Genomic DNA, 22,991 nt, shown 5'->3' on the forward strand with positions numbered 1-22,991 from the left:
GGAGAACATGGCTGTCGAAGTGGTCATGCCGAAATTGGGGATGTCGATGAAAGAAGGTACGGTTTCCGTCTGGAATAAAAAAGTCGGGGAAGCCGTTGAAAAAGGAGAAAGCATTGCCAGCATCAATTCCGAAAAAATCGAAATGGAAATCGAATCTCCGGCAAACGGAACCGTGTTGGACATCCAAGTATCTGAAGGAGAGGGAGTGCCGCCGGGAACCGTCATCTGCCGCATCGGAAATGAAAACGAACAAACGCAGGAGAGCCAAACAAAACAGCCGGATCCCACGAAAGAACGGATTAAAATTTCTCCGGCTGCGCGCAAAATTGCGCAAAGCGCAAATATAGACATCAAAACGCTGAAGGGCACAGGCCCCGGGGGGAGAATTACGAAAGCGGATGTGTTGCAGGCGCTTCCCGGCCGGCCGAACAAGCAGGCGGCTAAGGCTGAAGCTGAAGAGCGGCCGCCGGCAAGCCCGATGAGGAAAACGATAGCCGCAAGAATGACGGAAAGCCTGCAAAACAGCGCCCAGCTGACGATTACGATGAAGGCGGACATCACGAAATTAACAGTCCTGCAAAAACAGCTTAATGAAACCGCTCAATCCAGATACGATACGAAGCTGACGATCACTGATTTTGCCGCCAGGGCAGCTGTTTTTTCGCTTTTGGATCATCCGGCCATGAACAGTGTTTATCAAGACGGAAGGCTTGCGACCTTTGAGCATGTTCATTTAGGAGTGGCGGCCGCTTTGGACGAAGGCCTGGCCGTTCCCGTCATCCGCCATGCCGAGCGACTCCCGCTGATCGAATTGGCCAAGAAAATCAAATGGTACGCCAAAAAAGCGCGGGAAGGCCGGCTTCTACACGATGAAATAGAAGGATCGACATTTACGATTACAAACCTCGGCGCATATGGTGTCGAGCACTTTACCCCGATCTTGAATCCGCCGGAAACCGGGATACTCGGAGTCGGCCAAATGTATTCGGCACCCGTTTATCAAGACGGAGAACTGACAAAGGGCGCCATTCTGCCGCTCAGTCTGACTTTTGATCACCGCGCGCTTGATGGTGCGCCTGCTGCAGCATTCCTTTCAGATGTGAAAAACTATTTGGAAGATCCGGCATCAATTCTTTTATAGAGAGAAGGTGGATAGACTGTGACACTTGCAATTATAGGAGGGGGACCTGCGGGTTACGTGGCGGCGATTACAGCGGCCAAAAATAGCAGAGAAGTCATCCTGATTGAAGATGGTTCCCTCGGAGGAACGTGTTTAAATGAAGGATGCATACCGACCAAAGCGCTTCTTGAAAGCGCAGATATGTTCGAGAAAATAAAATCCGCCGGCGCATTCGGAATCGGGCTGTCAGGCGAAAGCCCGACGGTTCAGTGGGAGGCCGTCCAAAGCCGTAAGAGAGAGATCATTCAGCGGCTCGCCGGGGGTATTGAATATTTGATGAATAAAAATAAAATCAAGGTTCTGCAAGGAAAAGCATCGTTTTTGTCCGAACACGACATACTTGTTGAAAAGGACGGAAAACAGGAGGTCATCAATGCCGGGCATGTGATTATAGCGGCAGGGGCAGCACCTGCCGCACTGCCTTTTGCGTCTTTTGACGGGAGCTGGATCATCCACAGCGGAGATGCCATGTCATTGCCGTCCATCCCTGAAACGATTTTTATTATCGGCGGAGGAATCATCGGCTGTGAATTTGCCAGTATATACAGCAGGCTGGGAGCGAATGTGATCATAGCCGAGCAGGCGGAACAGATTCTGCCTGAGGAAGATCCGGATATTGCCGCCTTTCTTCGCACAAGTCTCGAGGAGTCCGGCGTCCGTGTTTTCACATCTGTACAAGTGGAGCGTCTTGATCCTGCCAGGCAGCGCGTCTTTCTGAAAAATGGCGATGACAGCTTTAATATTCAAGCTGATCGATGTCTCGTCGCCGTCGGCCGAAAGCCGAGGACTGATGATCTGAAGCTTGACCATATCGGAGTCCAATATGACAGGAAAGGGATTCATGTCAACCAGCATATGCAGACAAACATCCCGCATATTTATGCGTGCGGGGATATCACAGGCGGGGTTCAGCTGGCGCATGCCGCTTTTCACGAAGGAACCGTCGCCGCATCCCATGCCTCAGGCAGAGACATGAAGGTCAACAGTGACATTATTCCGCGCTGCATCTATACTTCGCCTGAAATCGCAAGCGTCGGCTTAAATGAAAAAAAGGCGAGGGAGCGCTACAGGGATGTTCGTATCGGAGAGTTTCCGTTTTCTTCAAACGGAAAAGCGCTTATTTTGAATGAAACTGCCGGCAAGGTCAAAATCATCATAGAGCCGGAGTATCAGGAAATTGTCGGGGTTTCGATCGTGGGTCCGGGAGCAACCGAACTGATCGGCCAGGCAGCCGTAATGTTGCATGCAGAGCTGACGGCAGACGCAATGGAGCACTTCATCGCGGCCCATCCGACTCTTTCGGAAACGATTCACGAAGCTTTGCTGCAAGCCGCAGGTCGGGCCATTCACTGCTGAATAAGGGAGAACTTCGCACAGCGTGAGAGTGCGGAGTTTTTTTTATCGATATTGAAAGCGCTTTTATAATATAATGAGGAAAAAGCATGAGGAGAGGATGGAATGAATCCGACGCCCTGCTATTTAAATACGTGGAAACGCTTTGTTCAGGAAGGGCTTCTTGATCAGGCCCGCTTGAACAAAAGAGTCATGGAATCATGGTACCGCTGCAAAAATCGAAATGTCAATCCGTATTTAGATAAAGGACAGTCAATTTTAAAAAAGGATTTATTCGACGCTCAAAAAAAGAAACACTCGTTATTCCTCGATATCGCCCTGCCTTATCTACACAATATCAGCCGTGAATTAAAAGAGTCGGAAATGATGGCGCTCCTGATCGATGCCGACGGGTACGTATTAAGCTTGGCCGGCTGCCGGAGGACGCTTGAAGAGGCGAAAAAAATCAATTTTGTCGAGGGCGTGCGCTGGACGGAAACAGAAGTCGGCACGAACGCCATCGGAACCGCACTTGAAATCGGCGAAGCTGTCACCATTCACGGGACCGAGCATTTTTCGGTCGCTTCCCACCATTGGAGCTGTTCTGCTGCACCGATTCGCGATGAAGACGGCACCGTTATGGGTTTAATCGATATTTCCTGCCTCACGGATAGAAGGCATCCCTTTATGCTTGGGATGGCTGCCACTGCCGCACACGCCATCGAACGCGAGATCAGCGCACATACGAAAAAAAACGAAGCCGAGCTCATCAGCCATTGTCTTGAAAAAATCGATTCGGATCAGCCGTTTATCGTCTGCAATGAAAAAGACAAAATCGTAGCCGCGAGCAGACCGGTGCGGGAACGTTTTTCCGACTGGAGGAGAATGGATGTCAATGATCTGTATGAGCGCGGGTTTGCCGGGGGGCACAAGCAGACAATTTTCTCCGCCAAAGACGGGAGGCCCCTCGGTAAGTCGATTGCACTGGCTGAAGTGTCCCGCAATAAAACAGCTCCATCACTCGTATCCCGTTTCATCTATCCGGGTGAAACAGGAACAAGCCGGGCGTTTCAGCAGGCGCTTCACCACATGAGGCTTGCGGCTAAGACGGATGCGAATGTATACATATGGGGGGAAACAGGCTCCGGAAAGGAACTTGCCGCGAGGGCCATTCATCAGGCGAGCGCACGGAGAAACGGCCCTTTTATCGCCGTCAACTGCGGCGCCATTCCTGAAAGCTTGATGGAGAGCGAATTGTTCGGCTATGCCGAAGGCGCATTTACAGGAGCAAAGCGCCGCGGTTCAAAAGGGAAGTTTGAACAGGCTCACCGCGGTACGATTTTTCTCGATGAAATCGGTGAGATCCCTTATCAGATGCAAGTGGCGCTCTTAAGGATCATCGAAGAGCGGAAGGTCACTCCGATCGGCGGAACCCGTGAAGTTCCCCTCGACATCAGAATCATCACAGCAACACACCGTGATCTGAAAGACCTTCTCCAAAAAGGAAAGATACGTGAAGATCTGTATTACCGCCTTCATGTTTACCCCGTAAAAATACCGCCGCTCAGAGAGCGCAAAGAGGACATACCTGATTTGTTCCGCCACTATCAACAACAACACGAGTGGAAGGCCGAGTTTCCGCCGAATTTTTTCAAGCGGCTTCAGGAATATCATTGGCCTGGTAACATCCGTGAGCTCTTTAATACATTTGAAAGGCTCAGGGTTTTATTTCCGGAAGGCGGACTGATCGATCCGTCCCAATACAGCGCGGTGCTGGACGGACTCGATTGGAACAGCGGCGCACCTTCTGAAGAAGACCGGCTCACATTCAGAGAACGTGTTCAAAAACAAACGATGATGGAAGCTTTGCAAAAAACGAAAGGAAATGTGTCCGAAGCGGCCAAGCTGGCCGGAATTCCAAGAAGCACATTTTACAAGCGGCTTCGAAAATATAACCTTTAGCCTCTCGGCGCCCAAAGCATGACGCTGACGCCGGCTAAACAGATCACAGCCCCGGCCCAATCATAGAGGTCGGGGGTTTTTTTGTCGACCAGCCACCCCCAAAGCACAGCCAGAATAATAAATACGCCCCCGTACGCGGCATAGACGCGCCCGAACGATGGAAATGCCTGAAAAGCCGGGATGACGCCGTAAATGATTAAAGTCAGCCCTCCGGCCAACCCGTACCACAATGGTTTGGATTCCCTCAGCCACAGCCATACGAGATAGCCGCCCGCGATTTCAGCCAAACCCGCCAGTAAAAATAAACCGATTGCGATCATCATCAACAACACACTCCAATTCACGTGAATTGTCTCTATTCTACACGACATAAAACGGCCGGGAAAGTTCCCGTTTTTCGGGAAAATAAACAGAACGCGAGTATAGGAACTGTCTCCCCCGAACCTGTTGGAACGGCTCCTTCAGCATGATATAAGTAAATTGTAAACGCTTATAAGGGGGCTTTAAAAATGGATAAAACGTATTCAATTGTCATTGCAGGCGGAGGAAGCACATTTACCCCGGGGATTGTATTGATGCTCTTGGACAATCTGGATGATTTCCCGATCCGACAGCTGAAATTGTATGACAATGATGGAGAGCGGCAAGACAAAATAGCCGGCGCCTGTGAAGTGTTGGTTAAAGAAAGAGCTCCGCATATTCAATTTTTAGCGACGACCGATCCGGAAGAGGCGTTTTCCGATGTTGATTTCGTCATGGCTCATATCAGAGTCGGTAAATATGCAATGCGTGAGCTCGATGAAAAGATCCCTCTGAAATACGGAGTCGTCGGCCAGGAGACGTGCGGACCCGGAGGGATTGCGTACGGAATGAGGTCGATTGGCGGCGTGCTTGAAATCATTGATTATATGGAAACCTATTCGCCTGACGCGTGGATGCTGAACTATTCAAACCCGGCTGCAATCGTCGCCGAAGCGACAAGAAGGCTGCGGCCGACATCAAAAGTGCTGAACATTTGCGATATGCCGATCGGTATCGAAGACAGGATGGCTCAGATTCTCGGACTGTCTTCGCGGAAGGAGATGGTTGTCCGCTATTACGGCCTTAATCATTTTGGCTGGTGGACGTCAATTTGTGATAAAGACGGCAACGATCTGATGCCGGCGATCAAAGAGCATGTCAGGAGGTTCGGCTATATTCCGGAACAGGAGCATGAAAAGGCTGAGGCGAGCTGGAATGACACGTTCAAAAAAGCGCGGGAAGTATTTGAACTCGATCCTGAGACGCTTCCAAATACGTATTTGCAATATTATTTTTATCCTGATGATATGGTGAAAAAATCAAACCCTGAATTTACCCGGGCGAACGAAGTAATGGAAGGGCGGGAGAAATTCATTTTCGGCGAGTGTGAAAAAATCGCAAAAGCCCAATCGAGCGCCGGCAGCAAAATCGAAATTGATGATCATGCTTCATATATTGTCGACCTTGCGCGCGCCCTTGCATTCAATACCGGTGAACGGATGCTTTTAATCGTTGAAAATAACGGAGCGATCCAAAACTTCGATTCATCGGCGATGGTAGAGGTGCCTTGCATTGTCGGCAAGAACGGTCCGGAGCCGATCACAATCGGCAAAATACCGCAGTTCCAAAAAGGGCTGATGGAACAGCAGGTGTCGGTTGAAAAGCTTGTCGTTGAAGCCTGGATTGAAAAATCGTATCAAAAGCTTTGGCAGGCTCTGATTTTGTCGCGGACTGTGCCGAATGCACGAACAGCCAAACTGATTCTCGATGATCTGATTGAAGCGAACAAAGGCTATTGGCCGGAGCTCTCCGCGGAAAATCTTCAGCCGTCGCTTTAAGGATGAAAGCGCCTGGGGCTCCTGAGCCAGACCGCCAGCCCAGGCATATCCCCCCATTTATTCTCGTATTTTATATAATAGAGACAGAGAATAAATGGGGTGAAAATGATGCAGTTGGAAGAATTAATGAACAAGCATTATAAAAAATTGAACGAAAACGATTTTCATGTTTTGAAATATATTTTGAACCATCAAGACACTTGCTACAAGCTGGGCATCAACGAATTAGCAAAGAAGTGCAATGTATCCCGCACATCGATTTTAAGACTTTCTCAAAAACTGGATTTCAGCGGGTACAGCGAGTTCAGGGTGTTTCTGAAGTGGGAGGCCGAGAAGCGGGAAGAAGAGCGGGAAGATTGCCGTTCCTTTGAAAGCCTCATGAGGGATATGGAAGCGAGCATGAAATATTTGAAAAATACGGATTTGCGAAAGATGTGCCAGCTCATTGACGAAGCGGACCGGATTTTTGTCTATGGTTCAGGCACGGCTCAGACGACGTGCGCTTATGAGCTGCAGCGAATGTTTGTTTCTCAGCACCGTTATTTGACGGTGATCAAAGATCAAATCGATTTCGACCTCATGTTTCCTGATTTTAGCACGGCCGATCTGATCATCATCATTTCGCTGTCAGGAGAAACCCCGTCGCTGATTCCGCAGGCACAGTCTTTGTCGGCTAAAGGCATTCCTTTTATCTCTTTGACGAATTTGAAAAATAATCTGCTCGCCCAGCTCACTCCTTACAATCTCTATGCGCCGAGCCAGACGGTGACGGTTTATCCAAAAACAGAGCTGACCGCTTTTGCACCCTTTTTTCTCGTTGGGGAAGCGCTGTTTCGCAGCTATGTCGACTATGCTGAAGAAAAGAAAAATCAGGAGTAACAGGGGGGATTCGCATTGATGCAAAAAGTACAGCGGTTCGGAAGCGCCATGTTTGTGCCGGTTTTGCTATTTGCTTTTGCCGGGATCGTCGTGGGCCTCAGCACATTATTTAAGAATGAGCAGCTGATGGGATCGCTTGCCAGTCAGGATACCTTTTGGTATCAATTCTGGTATATCCTTGAGGAAGGCGGCTGGACCGTTTTCAGGCAAATGCCGCTGTTGTTTGCGGTCGGAATTCCGATCGCACTGGCAAAAAAAGCGCAAGCGCGGGCATGTTTGGAAGCGCTTACTACTTATTTGACCTTCAATTATTTTGTCAGCGCTATTTTGACTGTATGGGGCGACTTTTTCGGAGTTGATATGACTCAGGAAGCAGGAGGAACAAGCGGGCTTGCAGAAATTGCCGGCATCAAAACCCTTGATACGAACATTATCGGGGCGATTCTGATTTCATCGATTGTCGTTTATATCCACAACCGCTATTTTGATAAGAAGCTGCCCGATTTTTTAGGGATTTTTCAAGGCTCTTCATTCGTCGTCATTATTTCATTTGCGATTATGCTTCCGGTAGCACTGGCAACCGCGTGGATTTGGCCGATGGTGCAGGACGGCATTGCGTCGCTGCAAAGCTTCCTTGTCGCCTCAGGTGCTTTCGGTGTATGGGTTTACACATTTTTAGAAAGAATTTTGATCCCTACGGGCCTGCATCACTTCATATACACGCCATTTGTTTTCGGCCCGGCCGTAGTTGAAGGCGGGATTGTCACCTATTGGGCGCAGCATCTCAGCGAGTTTTCAGCAAGCTCTGAACCGTTGAAAGAGCTCTTTCCTCAAGGCGGATTCGCGCTCCACGGAAACTCCAAAATCTTCGGAATTCTGGGGATCGCACTAGCCATCTATGTAACAGCCAAAAAAGAAAAGAAAAAAATCGTTGCCGGTCTGCTGATTCCGATCACGCTGACAGCGGTAATTGCGGGGATCACGGAGCCGATTGAATTTACGTTTTTGTTCATTTCGCCGCTGCTGTTTTTCGTACACAGCCTCTTGGCCGCGACGATGGCAACCTTGATGTATGCTGCAGGGGTGGTCGGAAATATGGGCGGCGGTTTAATCGAGATTTTAACGCTCAACTGGATCCCTCTGTTTCATCAGCACGGCAGCACTTATGTTTTTCAAATTTTGATCGGCTTGTCTTTCACCGCCATTTACTTCTTCGTATTCAGGTTCTTGATTTTAAAATTGGATATTGCCACGCCGGGGCGTGAAAAAGACCAGCAGCAGGAGACAAAATTTTATTCGAAAAAAGATTACAAGGCGAAAAAAGAATCCGAAAAAGAGGTTTCTGCGGCGCAGGAAATTGCTGAGACCGATCAGGCGGTTCTTTGCATCAAAGCGCTCGGCGGAAAAGAAAACATTGCGGAGGTGACAAACTGCGCGACAAGACTGAGAGTCAGCGTGTATGACGAGTCAAAAGTGGAGCCGGACAGTACGTTTAAGTCCTTTGGCGTTCACGGTGTCGTCAGAAACGGAAAAGCCTTGCAAATTATTATCGGTCTTTCGGTTCCGCAAGTCCGTGAAAGGGTCGAGAAGCTGCTGAACCAATCATAATTGCGCCGGTGCAAATGGCATCTCCTGAAATGACACATGCAAGCTGCAGAGACTTGCATGTGCGATTGGGGGATGCTCTTTTAATGCAAAGACAAGCTAACGCTTCACAGGTTATCCACATTAGCTCGCTCTATGCCGATGTTTACCTTTTTTTACAATTCAGCACGTAAATTTCATTCTTCAGCCGTTCAGATGTTTTAATGACAACTTTTTCGGTGCCCTGAAAATCCAAAATGCCGTCGTATCTTTCGATGACTTCGTCAATATGTTTGAAGTGGCGGACGTGGGCGCGTGAATCATAGTTAGGCACAGAAATCACCATGTCGCTCCCTTGAGGAAGACTCGATAAAAACGCTTTGTCTTTCTCTATATGCTCTAACACTTCCAGCAAAACAAAAACATGATATTTTTGCAGCATCCGGACGATCGCCTCGTCATATACATTTCCTTCGATGAAAGTAAACGAGGGATTATACCTTTTGGCTTCTTCAAGCATTCCTTTGGAAAAATCGATGCCTAAATATTTTCTGTATCCTTTGTCATATAAAAGCTTTGCGAATCTCCCAGTGCCGCAGCCGATATCGACAATCGTTTCATCTTTGGACTCCGGCAATAAACGTGCAGCTTCTTCATACACCTTTCTCCACGGGCTTTTTTCAAGCGGAATCAGATGTCGGTCAATAAATTGATCATAAAATTCAGCTGGCATTTCCGTTCCCATGTTTTTCACCTCGAAATCTTTTAAATCATCAGTAATAGAAATATATGTCCGGAAAGAAAATGCGTGCGGGAAGAATCCAGCCGATAAGAAAAATAGATCTATTCATCATTGTTCCTGCTGCTCTAAAAAATCTATTATTGTGTCTACTATTTCTTGTGCACGCGCATGATAGGTATGCTGTGAATGAACGAGACGGTAGCCGTTGTCTGTGATACGCTGCCTTTCTTTTTTATTTTGAAGATAGTATTTTGCTTTGTCATAAAAGTCTTCAACTTCACAAGCAATGAAATGGGTGCCGTCTTTAAAGCCAAGATCGAAAATATCTTGATTTGGCTCCGCCAGCAACAGCGTTCTGCAGGCAGGGGCTTCATAAAATTTTAACAACGGGTAGCGGAGGGCGCTTCCGCATGTGAAAAATATCTTTGCTCTGTTCAATTCCTGGGCATATTTTTCATTCAAAAAAGCCTGCTTGATTTCTTCTTCGTCAGTTATGACATTGCCGGGATGGGGGTGGTGAACAAACCCTTCTTCATGCTTCATGGTCTGCAATACAGCCTCCCTAAAAAGGTATTTTCCTTTTGGGGGATATCTTTTGTTTCCTTCATGTACAAGCCCCATGAGCAAATAGTCTATCGTTTTCTTCAACTTCCAGTCCTTGAATATTTCTGGATCAACTGCCCATGGAACCCATCTGAATTTGTCTTTGTACTGGGGGTATTCATTTAAAAAATGCTCTTTTGTCACTGAAAAAATTAAATCAATTTGGTTGTCTTCGAAATAGCTGCTTCTGATCTGTTTATTAAAATGAGAATCGATCACAAACGCGCCGGTGGGGATGTTTGTATCTTTGAGCCCCCTAATGTTTGGGGACAATGAGAAGCCGTAGGCAATGTCGTAGTGGAAAATGAAATCAGGACGAAATTGGATTTTGTCCAATATATCCGGAAGATAGCCGTCCGTATGCCAGTACATGACTTCGGCAAACTCCTCAAGAGATTTCATCATTTTATACTTTACTTCATGTTTGGGCATGGTCTTCCAAAACGTTTTAATCAGAACTAATATTTTCAAGCATCTCCGCATTTCTTTCTCCTCTCAAGACATCTTCGTCATCTTTCCCTATTTAATATATGAGGATTAAAAATTGATGTTCAGGCAAGCGTTAAAAAGACGGGGGGCTGGGGGCAGCTTGAAAATATGCGGAATTAATCAGCAAAACAAAAAGGCGATGCACCTGAGATGCACGCCTTTTTTAATGATTTTCCCGTTCATTGGCTTCGTCCAGATCGATCCATTCCTGCGACCATTTTTCCATTCCTTTAAGGACCGGTTCGAGCGCCTGCCCTTTTTCAGTCAGGGAGTATTCGATCCGCACCGGAGTTTCTGGATACACATGCCGGTGGATGATGCCCTCGTGTTCGAGTTCTTTTAATCTTTCGGATAACAGCCTTCCGCTGATGGGAAGGGAAGATTCTATATGGCAAAACCGCTGCGGGCCGTTAAGAAGCTGGTGAATGATGAATCCGTTCCAGCGCTGACTTATCATTTTCATTCCTTTTTCAAATTTCGGACATAAAGATGATAGGCTCATGTTCCTCACCTCTCTAGGTCTATTATAACGGTATATCAATGAATGAGCAAAGCTCATAAAATGTCTTGACGTAAGTTTGTTATTTATATATACTAACTTACACAAAGTAAGTAACGAACGAAAAAAGGAGGACACTGCAGACTTATTCAAGGGGATATGTTGATAGATGGATAAAGTTGGCGTTCGTCATTGGTCTTTAAAATAAAAATTGAACAAGAGGAGAAAATAATGAGCAACAAATACGAATTAGGTGCATTAATTTTACGTTTGGTTACAGGTCTTACATTTTTGCTTCACGGGCTTTCAAAATTTCAAGGCGGGATTGAAAATACTGTAGGATTCTTCAGCAGTGTCGGAATTCCGGGCTTTCTCGCCTATATCGTAGCGATTATCGAATTGGCCGGAGGGGCTTTGATGATTCTCGGGCTCGGTACACGTGTGATTGGCCTTTTATTTGCGATTGTCATGCTGGGGGCCATTTTCACTGTTAAGCTCTCCGCCGGTTTCATGGGAACGGATGGAGGCGCAGGCTATGAATTTGACGTTACGCTTCTTGCAATGTCTGTATACTTGGCCTTGAGCGGAAGCAGCATGCTGTCCCTTGGGGAAATGATCCTGAAATCAAGGAAAGAAGGAAAAACAGATGACGCAGCAAATCCACCCGGGCACTGAGCTCGGATATGTCAAGCTGAAGGTGAGCCGTCTTGAAAGATCGGTTTCTTTTTACAGGGATGTGATCGGTTTTCAAGTATTAAAACAGGACGGCAAAACGGCGGAGTTCACAGTTGACGGAAAAAATCCGCTTTTGATCATTGAGGAGATTCCAAATGCTGTTGTTCTTCCTGAACGATCGGCAGCAGGCCTTTATCATTTTGCCATTTTGCTTCCAAACCGAAAGCAGCTCGGCATGGCTGTGAAGCATTTGATCCGCGCCGGCATTGAACTCGGCCAGGGAGATCACCTTGTCAGCGAGGCGTTTTACTTGTCAGATCCTGATCAAAATGGAATCGAAATCTACCGCGACCGTCCGCGAGAGGGATGGAAGCGCGATGAGCAGGGGAACTACGTGATGGGTACGGAGCCGGTTGATGTCCAAGGACTTCTGGAAGAAGCCGATGGCCACGAATGGCAAGGTCTTCCCCCGGAAACAAAAATCGGACACGTCCATTTTCACGTCCGGGATTTGAAGCAGGCGAAAGAATTTTACCACTCTGTACTGGGATTTGATATCACAGGAGATTATCAACACATGTCAGCGCTTTTTGTCTCTGCCGGAGGCTACCATCATCATATCGGCTTAAACATCTGGGCCGGACAGCATGCGCCATTTGCCCCGCTTGATGCGGCAGGCATGGCGTATTACACGGTTCTTTTACCGAATCGAGCGGAACTTGACCGAATTGCAAAAAAACTGAAAAGCTCGGGTTATGCCGTTGAGCATCAAGAAAACGCATGGTTTGTTAAAGACCCGGCATCAGGTATTGATATCAGATTGACCGTTTGAAAAGGTGAAACTCCAGTTTCGCCTTTTTTTATGCCATTCAATCAAAGGACAACAAAAGCAAAGAATGAGAAGAAACAGACATTAATAACAAAGATTCAGGGGCAGCAGCTATGCTAACATGAATTTGAAAATCTGGAAATGAGGGGTGAAGGTTGATGGCAAAAAGCCTGACTGGCAAGGCGAAACATCATCCGCCTGTCTGGAATCCGAACATTGACGGCGGGCGGTTTTGCAATCCCGTTCTTTTCATGGACTACTCAGATCCGGATGTCATTCGGAAAGGCAGCGACTTTTTTATGGCGGCTTCAAGTTTTTCCTGTTTTCCCGGAATTCCCATTTTGCACTCGACAGATTTGGTGAACTGGTCATTGATCAGCCATGTGTTTGACGAGCTCCCCTTCGGCGAATATGAGGCCCCTGCTCATGGCAAAGGAGCGTGGGCGCCGAGCATTCGATACCATAACGGAGAATTCTGGGTGTATTTCGCAACGCCTGATGAAGGAATCTTCATGAGCAAAACATCAGATCCGTTTAAAGGATGGGAGCCTCTCATACAGGTCAAAAAGACAAAGGGCTGGATTGATCCTTGTCCATTTTGGGATGACGATGGAAATGCCTATCTGATCCATGCTTACGCAAACAGCAGAATCGGGATCAAGAGCAAGCTGAATCTTTGCCGAATGAAAAAAGACGGAACGGCTTTGGAAGACGATGGAGAAATCGTCTTTGACGGCACGCTGAACCACCCTACGATTGAAGGACCGAAATTGTATAAAAAAGACGGCTATTATTATATCTTTGCTCCGGCGGGAGGGGTGAAGACAGGCTGGCAGACGGTTTTGCGGAGCAAGCAGATTTACGGTCCCTATGAAGACAAGGTTGTCCTTCACCAAGGAAATACGGTCATTAACGGTCCGCACCAGGGAGGCTGGGTTGAACTTGATTCCGGAGAGTCATGGTTTATCCACTTTCAAGATCGCGGAGCATTCGGCAGAGTTGTGCAACTTCAACCTGTCCGCTGGTTCGACGGCTGGCCGCTGATGGGTGAAGACATAAACGGCGACGGGATCGGAGAACCGGTTTTGCATTGGGAAAAGCCGAAGACGGGCGCCAAAGAAGTGAAACTGCCCTTTGATCATGGCAATGATGATTTTTCTTCTTCAGACCGCCTTGCGCTTCATTGGCAATGGGAAGCGAATCCGAAGCAAGAATGGTACTCTCTCAGCGCCAGTCCCGGCCGGCTTCGCTTATACAGCCGCGGCATCGCTCATCCGTTCAAACTGAGCCGCCTGCCGAACCTTCTGATGCAGAAATTTTCGGGGCCAAGCTTCACAGCAACGGTCAAATTGTCGCTAAACGCCTTGTCGGAAACTATGATGGCCGGCTTGGCTGTCATGGGAAGGGAATACGCCTATCTCGGCTTCTCGAAATCAGAAAACGGTTATCGGCTTTCTGTATACGAAGGCCGTATAGAAGGTGATCAGGAAGATGTCAAAACAGAAGAGCGCGGCGTACATGCGGAAATGGTCTATTTGCGCGTGACTGTTGATGAACAGGCGGTCTGCCGTTTCAGCTGCAGCATGGACCGGCGTCATTTCACACAGATTGGGAATTCGTTTCAGGCTGTTCCCGGACTGTGGACGGGTGCCAAAGCAGGTGTATATTGCGCCGATACCGGCGGAGAAGACGGACAGGACGGATGGTGCGATATCGAATGGTTCAGTGTCGAACCGGCAGGAGGGGAATGCCATGAGCGGTGAACACACATATACGAACCCGGTGTTGACCGGTTTTCATCCGGACCCTTCAATTATCAGAGTCGGGGAAGATTATTACATGGTGAACTCAACGTTCCAGTATTTCCCGGCAATCGTTATTTCCCACTCTAAAGATTTAGTCCATTGGAAGATCATCGGCCACGGAATCACGGAAAATGAAGGATTGGACCTGTCGGATATCAATGATTCGCACGGCATTTGGGCGCCTGATATTTCGTATCATAACGGAACCTTCTACATCTTCGCGACGCACAGGCTGAACGGACCGACTGTCATCAACGGCCGAAAGCTGATCCGCAGACAGATTATGATCAAGTCCAGCCGCCCCGAAGGGCCTTATTCAAAGCCCGTTTTCATTGATGAAGGCAGCGGCATCGATCCTTCTCACTTCGTTGACGGCGACGGGAAACACTATATGCTGCTCAGTCCTGCCTGCACGCTCTTTCCTCTAAATGAAGAATGCACAGACATCTCCGGCGAGCCGGTTCAGATATGGGAAGGGACTGGGAGAAGGGCGCCTGAAGGGCCGCATTTGCTGAAAAAAGACGGTTATTACTACGCGATATTGGCAGAAGGAGGAACCGGATATTCCCACTCGATTACGACAGCCCGCTCAACGCATTTGTACGGTCCTTATGAGCCCTGCCCGTATAATCCGATTTTAACGCAGACAGACCCGGATGCTCCGATTCAAAGAGCAGGACACGGCAAGCTCGTTGAAACCCAGAATGGAGAATGGTGGGCGGTGTATCTATGCGGACGGCCCAATCAAGGTAGCTATACAACGGTTGGGAGGGAGACCGCTTTGGATCCCGTCGAATGGACGGATGACGGCTGGTTTGTCATCAACAACTTGAAGGGCCCGAGTCTTGTTCAGCGCGCTCCAAACCTCCCCCAAGTCAAATGGGATGAAAAGAATTTCGACGATTTTGACGAGGATACGCTCGGTCTTGACTGGCAGTTTGTCAGGAATCCCGATCATTCCAGCTGGTCTTTGACCGAGAGACCGGGATATCTCAGGCTGTGGACAGGTGATTGGGATTTACATGACATCCGTGCAAAAAATACGGTCGTCAGAAGGGAAAAGCACCACCTATACAGCGCCGGCGTGAAACTCGACTTTTCACCTTCGGCCTCCGGAGAGCAAGCGGGGATCGTCTGCTACTACAGCACGAATAATTATTTGAAATGCTGCTTGATCTATGAAGAAGGATTGAAGATCAAGGTCGTGGAAAATCGCTCCGGTTGCCAAAAAACGCTGGGGAAAAAACATGCCGAGGCCGGCCCGCTGTTTCTGAAAGCTGTCATCAATAAGCAAAAGAGGGATTTTTACTACAGTTATGAAGGGAAGCATTGGCACCACGCGGGCGGTACAGAGGACGCCAGTTTTTTAAGCGATGAGGGTTCGCGTGACGCAAAGGGACATACGGGAACGATGGTCGGGATATTCGCCAATAACGGCGGAAGCGGCAGAAAGGCTGCCGCTGATTTTGACTGGTTCCGCTATATTGCATATTAAATGTCTCTGCTTTTTTTCCTGTATTGAAGCGGCGGGATGCCGACGATCTCTTTAAACACTTTATTGAAATGGCTGATATGCTTAAAACCGGTATCCGCAGCGATGTCCAATATTTTCTCGTCTGTATCACGAAGCCGTTTTTTCGCTTCGCGGATCCTGATGTGCCGGATATACTCCTGAAGATGAAAGCCGGTCACTTTTTTAAACACTCTGCTTAAATAGGATGGGCTGATATAAAATTGTCCGGCCAATCCGTCTAACGTCATCGTTTCTTGAAAGCTGCAATTGATATATGAAGCGATTTCCGAGATTTTTTCATCCATCGGGTGAAGCGGCCGTGTTTGATTGCGGCCGCCGCCCGCAAGGCTCCGGTAAATGGTGAAAAGCAGCTGAAACAGCAGCGCCCTGACGACATCCTCGTGTCCTTCTTTTTTCAGCTTGCACTCCTTTTTCATCTCCATCAGCATATGTTCGACTGCGGCCTGTTCACGCAGGGAAAATGCGATGAAGTTTTGATTTTCCGGAAACGGAAGAAGCCGATAATGGCTGCACTTCAGCAATGGTTCTATGAAATCGTGCGAGAAATTAATCAGGATGCGTTCGAACTCTTGAACTTCCGTGCTTGACGTTCGGTGGAGGTCGTGGGGATTGATGATGATCATCGTGCCTTTTTCCGCGGTATAGACGCTTTGGTTAATAAAATACGTGCGTTCTCCGCTCAGCAGATAATACAGTTCATAGCCTTCATGAACATGCGGCGCGTTCATCTCGGTAAATCCTTTTCTCTGCATATATTGAATCGAAAAAGAATGCTCGGCTATGAAATATTTAGGATGGAGCATGTCGGGCATTCCTCCTTGAGAGCGTTTTCTTAACAAACGGGAGGGATCGTATGAAAAAGTTATGTTGCCTGATCTTGGTCTTGGTTTTTTCCGCGGGCTGTACTCAGCAAAAGGCATCAACGGAAGAGGACGGGGCGCTTGAAATCAATTGGCTCGTACCGCTCCACACACCGCAGCCTCCGAAAGAGAAGGCGCTTGACATCATTGAAGACAAAACGAATACAAAGCTGAAGCTCATCTGGGTTCCGGATTCAACAAAAGAAGAGCGGATCAATACAACCCTTGCAAGCGGAAACATGCCTAAAGTAATGACATTGCCTGATCTTGAAGATTCAGCGGTTGTCAGCGCGCTGCGCTCGGGAATGTTCTGGGAAATCGGACCGTATTTCAAAGACTATCCGAATTTAAGAAAACTTGATAAAACTATATTGAAAAATATTTCGGTTGATGGCAAAGTTTACGGGATTTATAGAGAAAGGCCGATGGCCAGGCAGGGAGTCGTGATTCGGAAAGACTGGCTCGACAATCTCGGATTGGAAATGCCGGAAACCGTTGATGACCTTTATAAAATAGCGAAAGCATTTACAGAACAGGACCCCGATCAAAACGGAAAAGACGACACGTTCGGTCTCGCCGACCGCAATGATCTCACCTTCGGAGCGTTTAAAACCCTGGCTTCGTACTTTGGCGCGCCGAACGAATGGGGAACGGACGAAGACGGAAATCTCTTCCCCTATTTTAAGCATGAGGCCTATAAAGACGCAATGGCATACATGAAAAAGCTTTATGAAGAAGGCCTGATGAACAGGGACTTTGCGGTGACAAGCAAAACGCAGCAGCAGGATTTAGTGATTCAGGGGAAAGCGGGAATCTATATCGGCGCGATGAGCGATGCCATGAACTTGCGTGATCAGGGACTCGCTTTGAACCCCGGCTTTCAGCTTGATATCGCAAACCGGATCAAGGGCCCCGACGGCAAGGAGCGCACATGGGCGCTCGGCGGGCATGGCGGGATGTTCGCCATTTCGAAATCAAGCGTCAAGACTGAAAAAGAGGTCAGAAAAATCCTCGCATTTTTTGACAGAATCGCTGAAGAAGACCTCAACAATTTGATGTTGTATGGAATAGAAGGCGTACACTATGAAAAGAAAGGGGGGAGCGGCTATTTTCGAAAGCAGGAAAACTACCATCTGTGGGAAGCGGAAATTCAGCCGTTAAACCAGCTGATTGGCGTCAATAAACAAGCTTTAAAAAGCGCTGAAGATCCGCTCCGCGCCAAAAATGAAAAGCTTGAGGAGGACAACCGGGCAATCGCAGTCCAGAATCCGGCCGAACCGCTGTATTCTGCCGCACAGATGGACAGGGGAACAGAATTGAAGAAAATCATTGATGACGCCACATTTCAATTTATTCTCGGGGAAATCAATGAAAAAGCTTTGACCAGGCAGTCCTGAAATGGGAGAAGCATGGCGGCGGAAAGATCATGAAAGAACTGAATGAAGATCTGAAAAAAGCAAACTAAACAGAAAACCCTTTCCATTTTTTTGAAAAGGAAAGGGTTTTTCATCGTATTCGCTCCAAGTTCATTTTCTTTAAATTCTGCAAAATAAACAATATAATTCCATCATAGGACGAAAAGGAGGAAGCGATATGCAGACTGCCGTTATATATGCACACCCAAATCCAAACAGTTTCAACGGAGCCATTTTAAATCAAGTCATAAAGGCGCTTGAGGACGGTAAGCATTTTTATGACGTCATTGATTTGTATAGAGACCGGTTTGATCCCGTTCTATTATTTGATGAAAAGAAAAGGCGCTCAGATATGAAACGCGATCCGGAAACTGCCGAATATCGAAGAATTGTCAAAAACGCCGACCATCTGATTTTCATTTATCCGCTTTGGTGGGGCGGAATGCCAGCGATCATGAAAGGCTTTATTGACCGCGTTTTTGCCGCCGGAGAAGCCTATACATATCAAGGAAAGCTGCCAAAAGGCCTGCTGAAGGCGCGCACGGCATCAGTTTACTACACGGCTGACGCTCCGTCTTGGTATTTGCGGTTTTGGCAGCGGGATGCCGACTGGGTGACGGTTAAAGATGTGATGTTGAAGTTTTGCGGCGTACGGCGGGTAAAGCGCCTGCTGTTTGCCGGCGTGAAAGACAGCTCTGAAGAAAAACGCACGCAATGGCTTGACCGTGTCTACCGGTCTATAGCTCCTGCAGATCGGGGGATCAGCAAATGACAAAGGAGATGAAGTGGCTGGATTGGGCAAAGGAAATTCAAGCTATCGCCCAGGCGGGGCTTGCCTATACAAAAGATGACTTTGATCGTGAACGTTTTGAGCAGCTTCGCGAGCTGAGCTGCGAAATCATCGCCGATTATACGGAAACGGACTTCTCTAAAGTGAAAGAGCTTTTTGCCGGGGAATCGGGCTATCAAACGCCTAAAGTCGATGTGAGAGCCGTAATTTTTAAAGATCATAAGCTCCTCCTTGTCCAGGAAAAAGCAGACGGCAAATGGGCGCTGCCAGGCGGATGGGCAGACATCGGCTTTACGCCGAAAGAAATCGCGGTTAAAGAAACGCTTGAAGAGACAGGTTTGAAAGTCAAGGCGCATAAACTTCTGGCGGTCATGGATAAAAAGCGCCACAACCACCCCCCTTCTGCCTTCCACATCTATAAGCTGTTTATCTCCTGTCAAATTGTCGGAGGCAAGGCGGAAGCGGGGACTGAAACACAAAACCTTGTTTTTTTCTCATTGGAGAATCTGCCTGAATTATCGGCAGCAAGGAATACCTATGAACAGATCGAATATCTTTTTGAAAAACATGATGAAGTGTATTGCGACTAAGGGAGGAACAGACAATGGATCAGTTGAAATATCCGATCGGCACCTTTTCTAAACCGCTTGAAGCGGACGAAAGGGAACTGGAAAAATGGATCGGGGATCTGAAGCAAGCGCCGGATCTCCTGAGAAGCGCGGCGGCGGGACTAAATGAAGAACAGCTTGATACGCCGTACCGGACCGGAGGCTGGGCTGTCCTCCAAGTCGTTCACCATCTTGCCGACAGCCATATGAACGGGTATATTCGAAGCAAATTGGCGCTGACAGAAGAGACGCCTTTGATCCGCACGTTTGACGAACAGAATTGGGCCGGGCTTACCGATGCCAGAACGCTGGATCCGGATTTGTCGCTGGCGCTTTTAGACACGCTGCATCTGCGCTGGGCTGCTCTTTTTTGAATCTTTGACAGAAGCGGATTTTGAAAAAGCGTACATTTATCCTGGCACAGGTGAGGAGATGAAGCTGTATCAAGCGCTTGCTCTCTATGTGTGGCACTCACAACACCATATTGCCCATATTAAAGCGCATCGAAAAAGAATGGGCTGGAATTGAAAAAAACGCGCCGCGGGCGCGTTTTTTGTTTGCCGTTTGTTTTCAGAGGGGATTGTTAACAATAACATAACAGCGGAATCGTTGGTTATTGCTTTTTCTAGCCGGTAAATTAAGGTAAGATATATGAGTTATCACCCAAAACGTGATGGATTTATCTTGCGATTAGATTAGAGAGAAGTGGTTTTTCATGAAAAAAAATGCGCTGGCGATTTTAAGGATCGTGATTCCGGCGGCTGTTCTTTTGTTTGTCTTTTTTCAAGCGAAAAAAGAACTGGCCGGGCTGTCTTTTAAAGAAACATTTTTGATTATCGATCAAATTAATCGGATTGACCTATTCATCCTTGTTTTTCTCGGACTTGCCGCCATTTTGGCGATGACATTATACGATTTTGTTCTGGTCCGCTCCCTCGGAATGAAGGTTTCGAAATGGAAAACGATCAAAGTATCATGGATCGCCAACTCACTTAACAATGTTCTCGGGTTCGGCGGATTGTCCGGTGCAGGATTGAGAACGATCCTTTACAAAGAGCATGTTGATGATGTGAAGAAGCTGATCAGGGGGATCGCTTGGCTTGCGTCTTCGGTTCTTCTCGGGCTGTCTGTCCTCAGCCTTCTCGTCCTTGCCGGAATTCTGCCTGCCGGGGATCTGTTTACAGAAAAAACGTGGGTGCTGCTGGCTGTTGCCGGTACGGCGATGATCGCTCCCGGTGCGGCCGTCATTTTAATGATCAAAAAGAAGAGAAGCAGAGGAGCCGAAAAGGGCATGCGGCTTTCGGTCTTCTTTTCTTATCTGGGTGCATCGGTGATCGAGTGGGTTGCCGCAGCAGCGGTCATGTATTATTCCCTTGCAACGATGGGCGTCGAATTGGACTTAAAAACCGTCATCGGCGTTTTTACGATTGCTTCGGTGGCCGGAATGATCAGTCTCGTTCCCGGCGGATTCGGTTCGTTCGACCTGCTTTTTTTGGTCGGAATGAGCCAGCTGGGGGTTGATCAGGAAATCACTCTGACGGCGATTGTGCTCTACCGGATCGCCTATTCGTTTATCCCTTTTGTGTTCGGTCTTATTTTTGCAGCAGCCGATTTGACTGGAAATACGATGAAGAGGCTCGAAGAAAAACCGATTATTGCCCCGGCAATAGAAACGACCAATATTCTGTTGATTTTACACAGAGCGCTCCTATTCAGACTGCTGAACGGTTCGCTTTCAGTCATCGCATTTTGCAGCGGAGCGATTGTGATCGCATCTGTGGCGCTGCCGATTGACAGGATTACATTGATACCGAATATTTCGAAGTTCATGCTGGTGTTTTTTAACGGTTTGTCCCTCAGTTTCGGCTTGATTTTGCTGATTCTGCCGCTTGAACTTTATCGGAGGACAAAGAGATCTTATTATATGACGCTGACCGCTTTGGCGCTTGCCTTTCTGTTCACGCTTTTTAAAGGCTTTAATATTAGCGCCGTCTTCATGATTCCTGTGGTGTTTGCCCTGTTTGTATTGCTGAGGGGGCAGTTTACAAGGGAGCGGGCTGTCTACACATTCGGGCAAATCGCATGGGGAGCTTTTATCTTCCTCTTTACTTTATTGAATTACAATATTATCGCTTCACACATTTGGGAGGCGCTCGGCCATCTTCTTGTGAAAGATTATTTCATTCACAGTGAACGCCATGTCGACTTCGCGACGTTTTTTGCGTTATTTTTCGTTCCGCTGTATTTCGCTGTTTTCATCTGGGCGTTTAACAGGAAAACGAAAGAGATCGGTGAAGAGCCTGATCCGGAGAAACTGGAGGCATTCTTAGAAGAAAAAGGCGGCAACGCTTTGAGCCATTTAGGCTTTTTAGGGGACAAGCGGTTTTTTTATTCAAGCGACGGGAATGCGCTGATTCAATTCGCCAAAGTCGGCCAGCGCCTCGTTGTGCTCGGCGACCCGTCCGGCCGGGAAGACTCGTTTCCGCTCGTGATCAAAGAATTCCTTCATGCGGCTGACCAAAAAGGGTATCTTGTCATTTTCTATCAGATCGAACGCGAAGACATGGCGCTCTATCATGACTTCGGATACCGCTTTTTCAAGCTTGGAGAAGAGGCGATTGTCGACCTTGACACCTTTACAATCAGCGGAAAAAAGCGGGCCGGACTAAGGGCGATCTACAACCGTTTTGAACGGGAAGGGTATACGTTCCATGTCGAACAGCCGCCGTTTTCGAGAGAATTCCTCAACGAGCTGAGGCAGGTGTCTGATGAATGGCTCGGCCGCAAAAAAGAAAAAGGCTTTTCGCTCGGGTTTTTTCAAGAAGATTATTTGCAAAAGGCGCCAATTGCCGTTTTAAAAAGCGAAGAAGGCGAGATCGTCGCGTTTATGAATATCATGCCGATGTACCGCGAAGGGGAAATATCCATCGATCTGATGCGCTATTCGAAAAAGGCGCCGAAAGGAATCATGGATGCGCTGTTCATCTATTTATTTCAATGGGGAAAAGAACAGGGCTACACGGCCTTCAATATGGGAATGGCCCCTTTATCGAATGTAGGGACAACGTTTCAGTCATTCTGGACGGAGCGGCTGGCCGCCGTGATTTTCAACAATGTCAGCTACATGTACAGTTTCAGCGGACTGCGGTCTTTTAAAGAAAAATATAAGCCGGTTTGGCGGGGGAAATATTTAGCCTATCGGAAAAACCGATCTCTCCCGGTAACGATGATCCTTGTGACAAGGCTGATCGGAAGGAGAACGAAATGAGGCCGTTTATTAAAACGGCCTTTTTTTTATATTGCCATTGTAAGAAGCACTCAAAAGGCGGTATACTGCAAATGATTG

18 protein-coding genes and 2 pseudogenes are annotated in these 22,991 nt (G+C 47.7%); 15 read left to right on the plus strand and 5 right to left on the minus strand.

All coding sequences use genetic code 11. The annotated features are described in order from the left end of the window. The first annotated feature begins 7 nt into the window (after positions 1 to 7). The 3 genes from H7F26_RS10690 (at position 8) to H7F26_RS10700 (ending at position 4,474) form a co-directional block, all read left to right on the plus strand. Positions 8 to 1,141, plus strand: a complete 1,134-nt coding sequence (locus tag H7F26_RS10690; RefSeq protein ID WP_003179858.1) for a dihydrolipoamide acetyltransferase family protein — start codon at positions 8 to 10, stop codon at positions 1,139 to 1,141. A gap of 18 nt (positions 1,142 to 1,159) precedes the next feature. Continuing rightward, positions 1,160 to 2,536, plus strand: a complete 1,377-nt coding sequence (gene lpdA, locus H7F26_RS10695) for a dihydrolipoyl dehydrogenase (RefSeq protein WP_003179861.1) — start codon at positions 1,160 to 1,162, stop codon at positions 2,534 to 2,536. 102 nt (positions 2,537 to 2,638) lie between these two features. Next, positions 2,639 to 4,474 carry a sigma-54-dependent Fis family transcriptional regulator gene (locus tag H7F26_RS10700; RefSeq protein ID WP_011197668.1) on the plus strand — a complete coding sequence of 612 codons (1,836 nt, stop codon included), beginning with the start codon at positions 2,639 to 2,641 and terminating at the stop codon, positions 4,472 to 4,474. On the opposite strand, the gene H7F26_RS10705 is transcribed toward H7F26_RS10700, so the two are convergent. Next, on the minus strand, positions 4,471 to 4,800 hold the full coding sequence (locus H7F26_RS10705) for a YnfA family protein (RefSeq protein ID WP_161621015.1): 330 nt from the start codon (positions 4,798 to 4,800) through the stop codon (positions 4,471 to 4,473). The genes H7F26_RS10700 and H7F26_RS10705 overlap by 4 nt on opposite strands. A 183-nt stretch (positions 4,801 to 4,983) precedes the next feature. Between H7F26_RS10705 and glvA the strand changes: the two genes are divergently transcribed. The 3 genes from glvA (at position 4,984) to H7F26_RS10720 (ending at position 8,820) form a co-directional block, all read left to right on the plus strand. Then, on the plus strand, positions 4,984 to 6,333 hold the full coding sequence (gene glvA, locus H7F26_RS10710; protein WP_009329028.1) for a maltose-6'-phosphate glucosidase: 1,350 nt from the start codon (positions 4,984 to 4,986) through the stop codon (positions 6,331 to 6,333). A gap of 108 nt (positions 6,334 to 6,441) precedes the next feature. Then, positions 6,442 to 7,212 (plus strand): MurR/RpiR family transcriptional regulator, encoded by a 771-nt coding sequence (locus H7F26_RS10715; RefSeq protein ID WP_003179870.1) that lies wholly within the window; start codon positions 6,442 to 6,444, stop codon positions 7,210 to 7,212. A 15-nt stretch (positions 7,213 to 7,227) separates the two neighbouring features. Continuing rightward, entirely contained in the window at positions 7,228 to 8,820 is a 1,593-nt protein-coding gene (locus H7F26_RS10720; protein WP_011197669.1) for an alpha-glucoside-specific PTS transporter subunit IIBC, read from the plus strand. A 142-nt stretch (positions 8,821 to 8,962) separates the two neighbouring features. Here H7F26_RS10720 and H7F26_RS10725 read toward each other — a convergent pair whose 3' ends face one another. The 3 genes from H7F26_RS10725 to H7F26_RS10735 form a co-directional block, all read right to left on the minus strand. Continuing rightward, a complete protein-coding gene (locus H7F26_RS10725; protein ID WP_003179875.1) occupies positions 8,963 to 9,541 on the minus strand; it encodes a class I SAM-dependent methyltransferase in 579 nt (192 codons plus the stop codon). A 105-nt stretch (positions 9,542 to 9,646) separates the two neighbouring features. Continuing rightward, complete coding sequence (locus H7F26_RS10730) at positions 9,647 to 10,624, minus strand: glycosyltransferase family protein (protein ID WP_003179877.1); 978 nt, start codon at positions 10,622 to 10,624, stop codon at positions 9,647 to 9,649. A 169-nt stretch (positions 10,625 to 10,793) separates the two neighbouring features. Next, positions 10,794 to 11,132: a winged helix-turn-helix transcriptional regulator gene (locus H7F26_RS10735; protein ID WP_003179879.1), complete on the minus strand. Its 339-nt coding sequence runs from the start codon at positions 11,130 to 11,132 to the stop codon at positions 10,794 to 10,796. 228 nt (positions 11,133 to 11,360) lie between these two features. On the opposite strand from H7F26_RS10735, the gene H7F26_RS10740 reads away from it, so the two are divergent. The 4 genes from H7F26_RS10740 to H7F26_RS10755 all read left to right on the plus strand — a co-directional run bounded on the left by H7F26_RS10740 (position 11,361) and on the right by H7F26_RS10755 (position 15,933). Beyond that, complete coding sequence (locus tag H7F26_RS10740; RefSeq protein ID WP_003179881.1) at positions 11,361 to 11,804, plus strand: DoxX family protein; 444 nt, start codon at positions 11,361 to 11,363, stop codon at positions 11,802 to 11,804. Further along, the gene (locus H7F26_RS10745; protein WP_003179883.1) at positions 11,776 to 12,636 is read left to right on the plus strand and encodes a VOC family protein; all 861 of its coding nucleotides are present in this window, start codon (positions 11,776 to 11,778) and stop codon (positions 12,634 to 12,636) included. Before H7F26_RS10740 ends, H7F26_RS10745 begins: the two co-directional genes overlap by 29 nt. Before the next feature lie 155 nt (positions 12,637 to 12,791). Continuing rightward, entirely contained in the window at positions 12,792 to 14,396 is a 1,605-nt protein-coding gene (locus H7F26_RS10750) for a glycoside hydrolase family 43 protein (RefSeq protein WP_003179886.1), read from the plus strand. Then, positions 14,386 to 15,933, plus strand: coding sequence for a glycoside hydrolase family 43 protein (locus H7F26_RS10755; protein WP_017474116.1), 1,548 nt, complete (start codon positions 14,386 to 14,388; stop codon positions 15,931 to 15,933). The genes H7F26_RS10750 and H7F26_RS10755 overlap by 11 nt, the downstream gene beginning before the upstream one ends. Here H7F26_RS10755 and H7F26_RS10760 read toward each other — a convergent pair. Further along, the gene (locus H7F26_RS10760; protein WP_003179889.1) at positions 15,930 to 16,775 is read right to left on the minus strand and encodes an AraC family transcriptional regulator; all 846 of its coding nucleotides are present in this window, start codon (positions 16,773 to 16,775) and stop codon (positions 15,930 to 15,932) included. The two genes, H7F26_RS10755 and H7F26_RS10760, sit on opposite strands and share 4 nt — an antisense overlap. 50 nt (positions 16,776 to 16,825) lie before the next feature. On the opposite strand from H7F26_RS10760, the pseudogene H7F26_RS10765 reads away from it, so the two are divergent. From H7F26_RS10765 to mprF, 5 genes and pseudogenes are all read left to right on the plus strand, one after another. Then, positions 16,826 to 18,297: pseudogene (locus tag H7F26_RS10765) on the plus strand (extracellular solute-binding protein). A 128-nt stretch (positions 18,298 to 18,425) separates the two neighbouring features. After that, the gene (locus H7F26_RS10770; RefSeq protein WP_016886243.1) at positions 18,426 to 19,019 is read left to right on the plus strand and encodes an NAD(P)H-dependent oxidoreductase; all 594 of its coding nucleotides are present in this window, start codon (positions 18,426 to 18,428) and stop codon (positions 19,017 to 19,019) included. After that, positions 19,016 to 19,627, plus strand: coding sequence for an NUDIX hydrolase (locus H7F26_RS10775; RefSeq protein ID WP_016886242.1), 612 nt, complete (start codon positions 19,016 to 19,018; stop codon positions 19,625 to 19,627). The genes H7F26_RS10770 and H7F26_RS10775 overlap by 4 nt, the downstream gene beginning before the upstream one ends. Before the next feature lie 14 nt (positions 19,628 to 19,641). Beyond that, a pseudogene (locus tag H7F26_RS10780) lies at positions 19,642 to 20,173 on the plus strand (YfiT family bacillithiol transferase). Between the two features lie 187 nt (positions 20,174 to 20,360). After that, positions 20,361 to 22,913: a bifunctional lysylphosphatidylglycerol flippase/synthetase MprF gene (mprF, locus tag H7F26_RS10785; RefSeq protein ID WP_003179900.1), complete on the plus strand. Its 2,553-nt coding sequence runs from the start codon at positions 20,361 to 20,363 to the stop codon at positions 22,911 to 22,913. Positions 22,914 to 22,991 lie beyond the last annotated feature (78 nt).

This window comes from Bacillus sp. PAMC28748 (genome assembly GCF_014250415.1).
GTDB classification, from domain to species: domain Bacteria; phylum Bacillota; class Bacilli; order Bacillales; family Bacillaceae; genus Bacillus; species Bacillus licheniformis.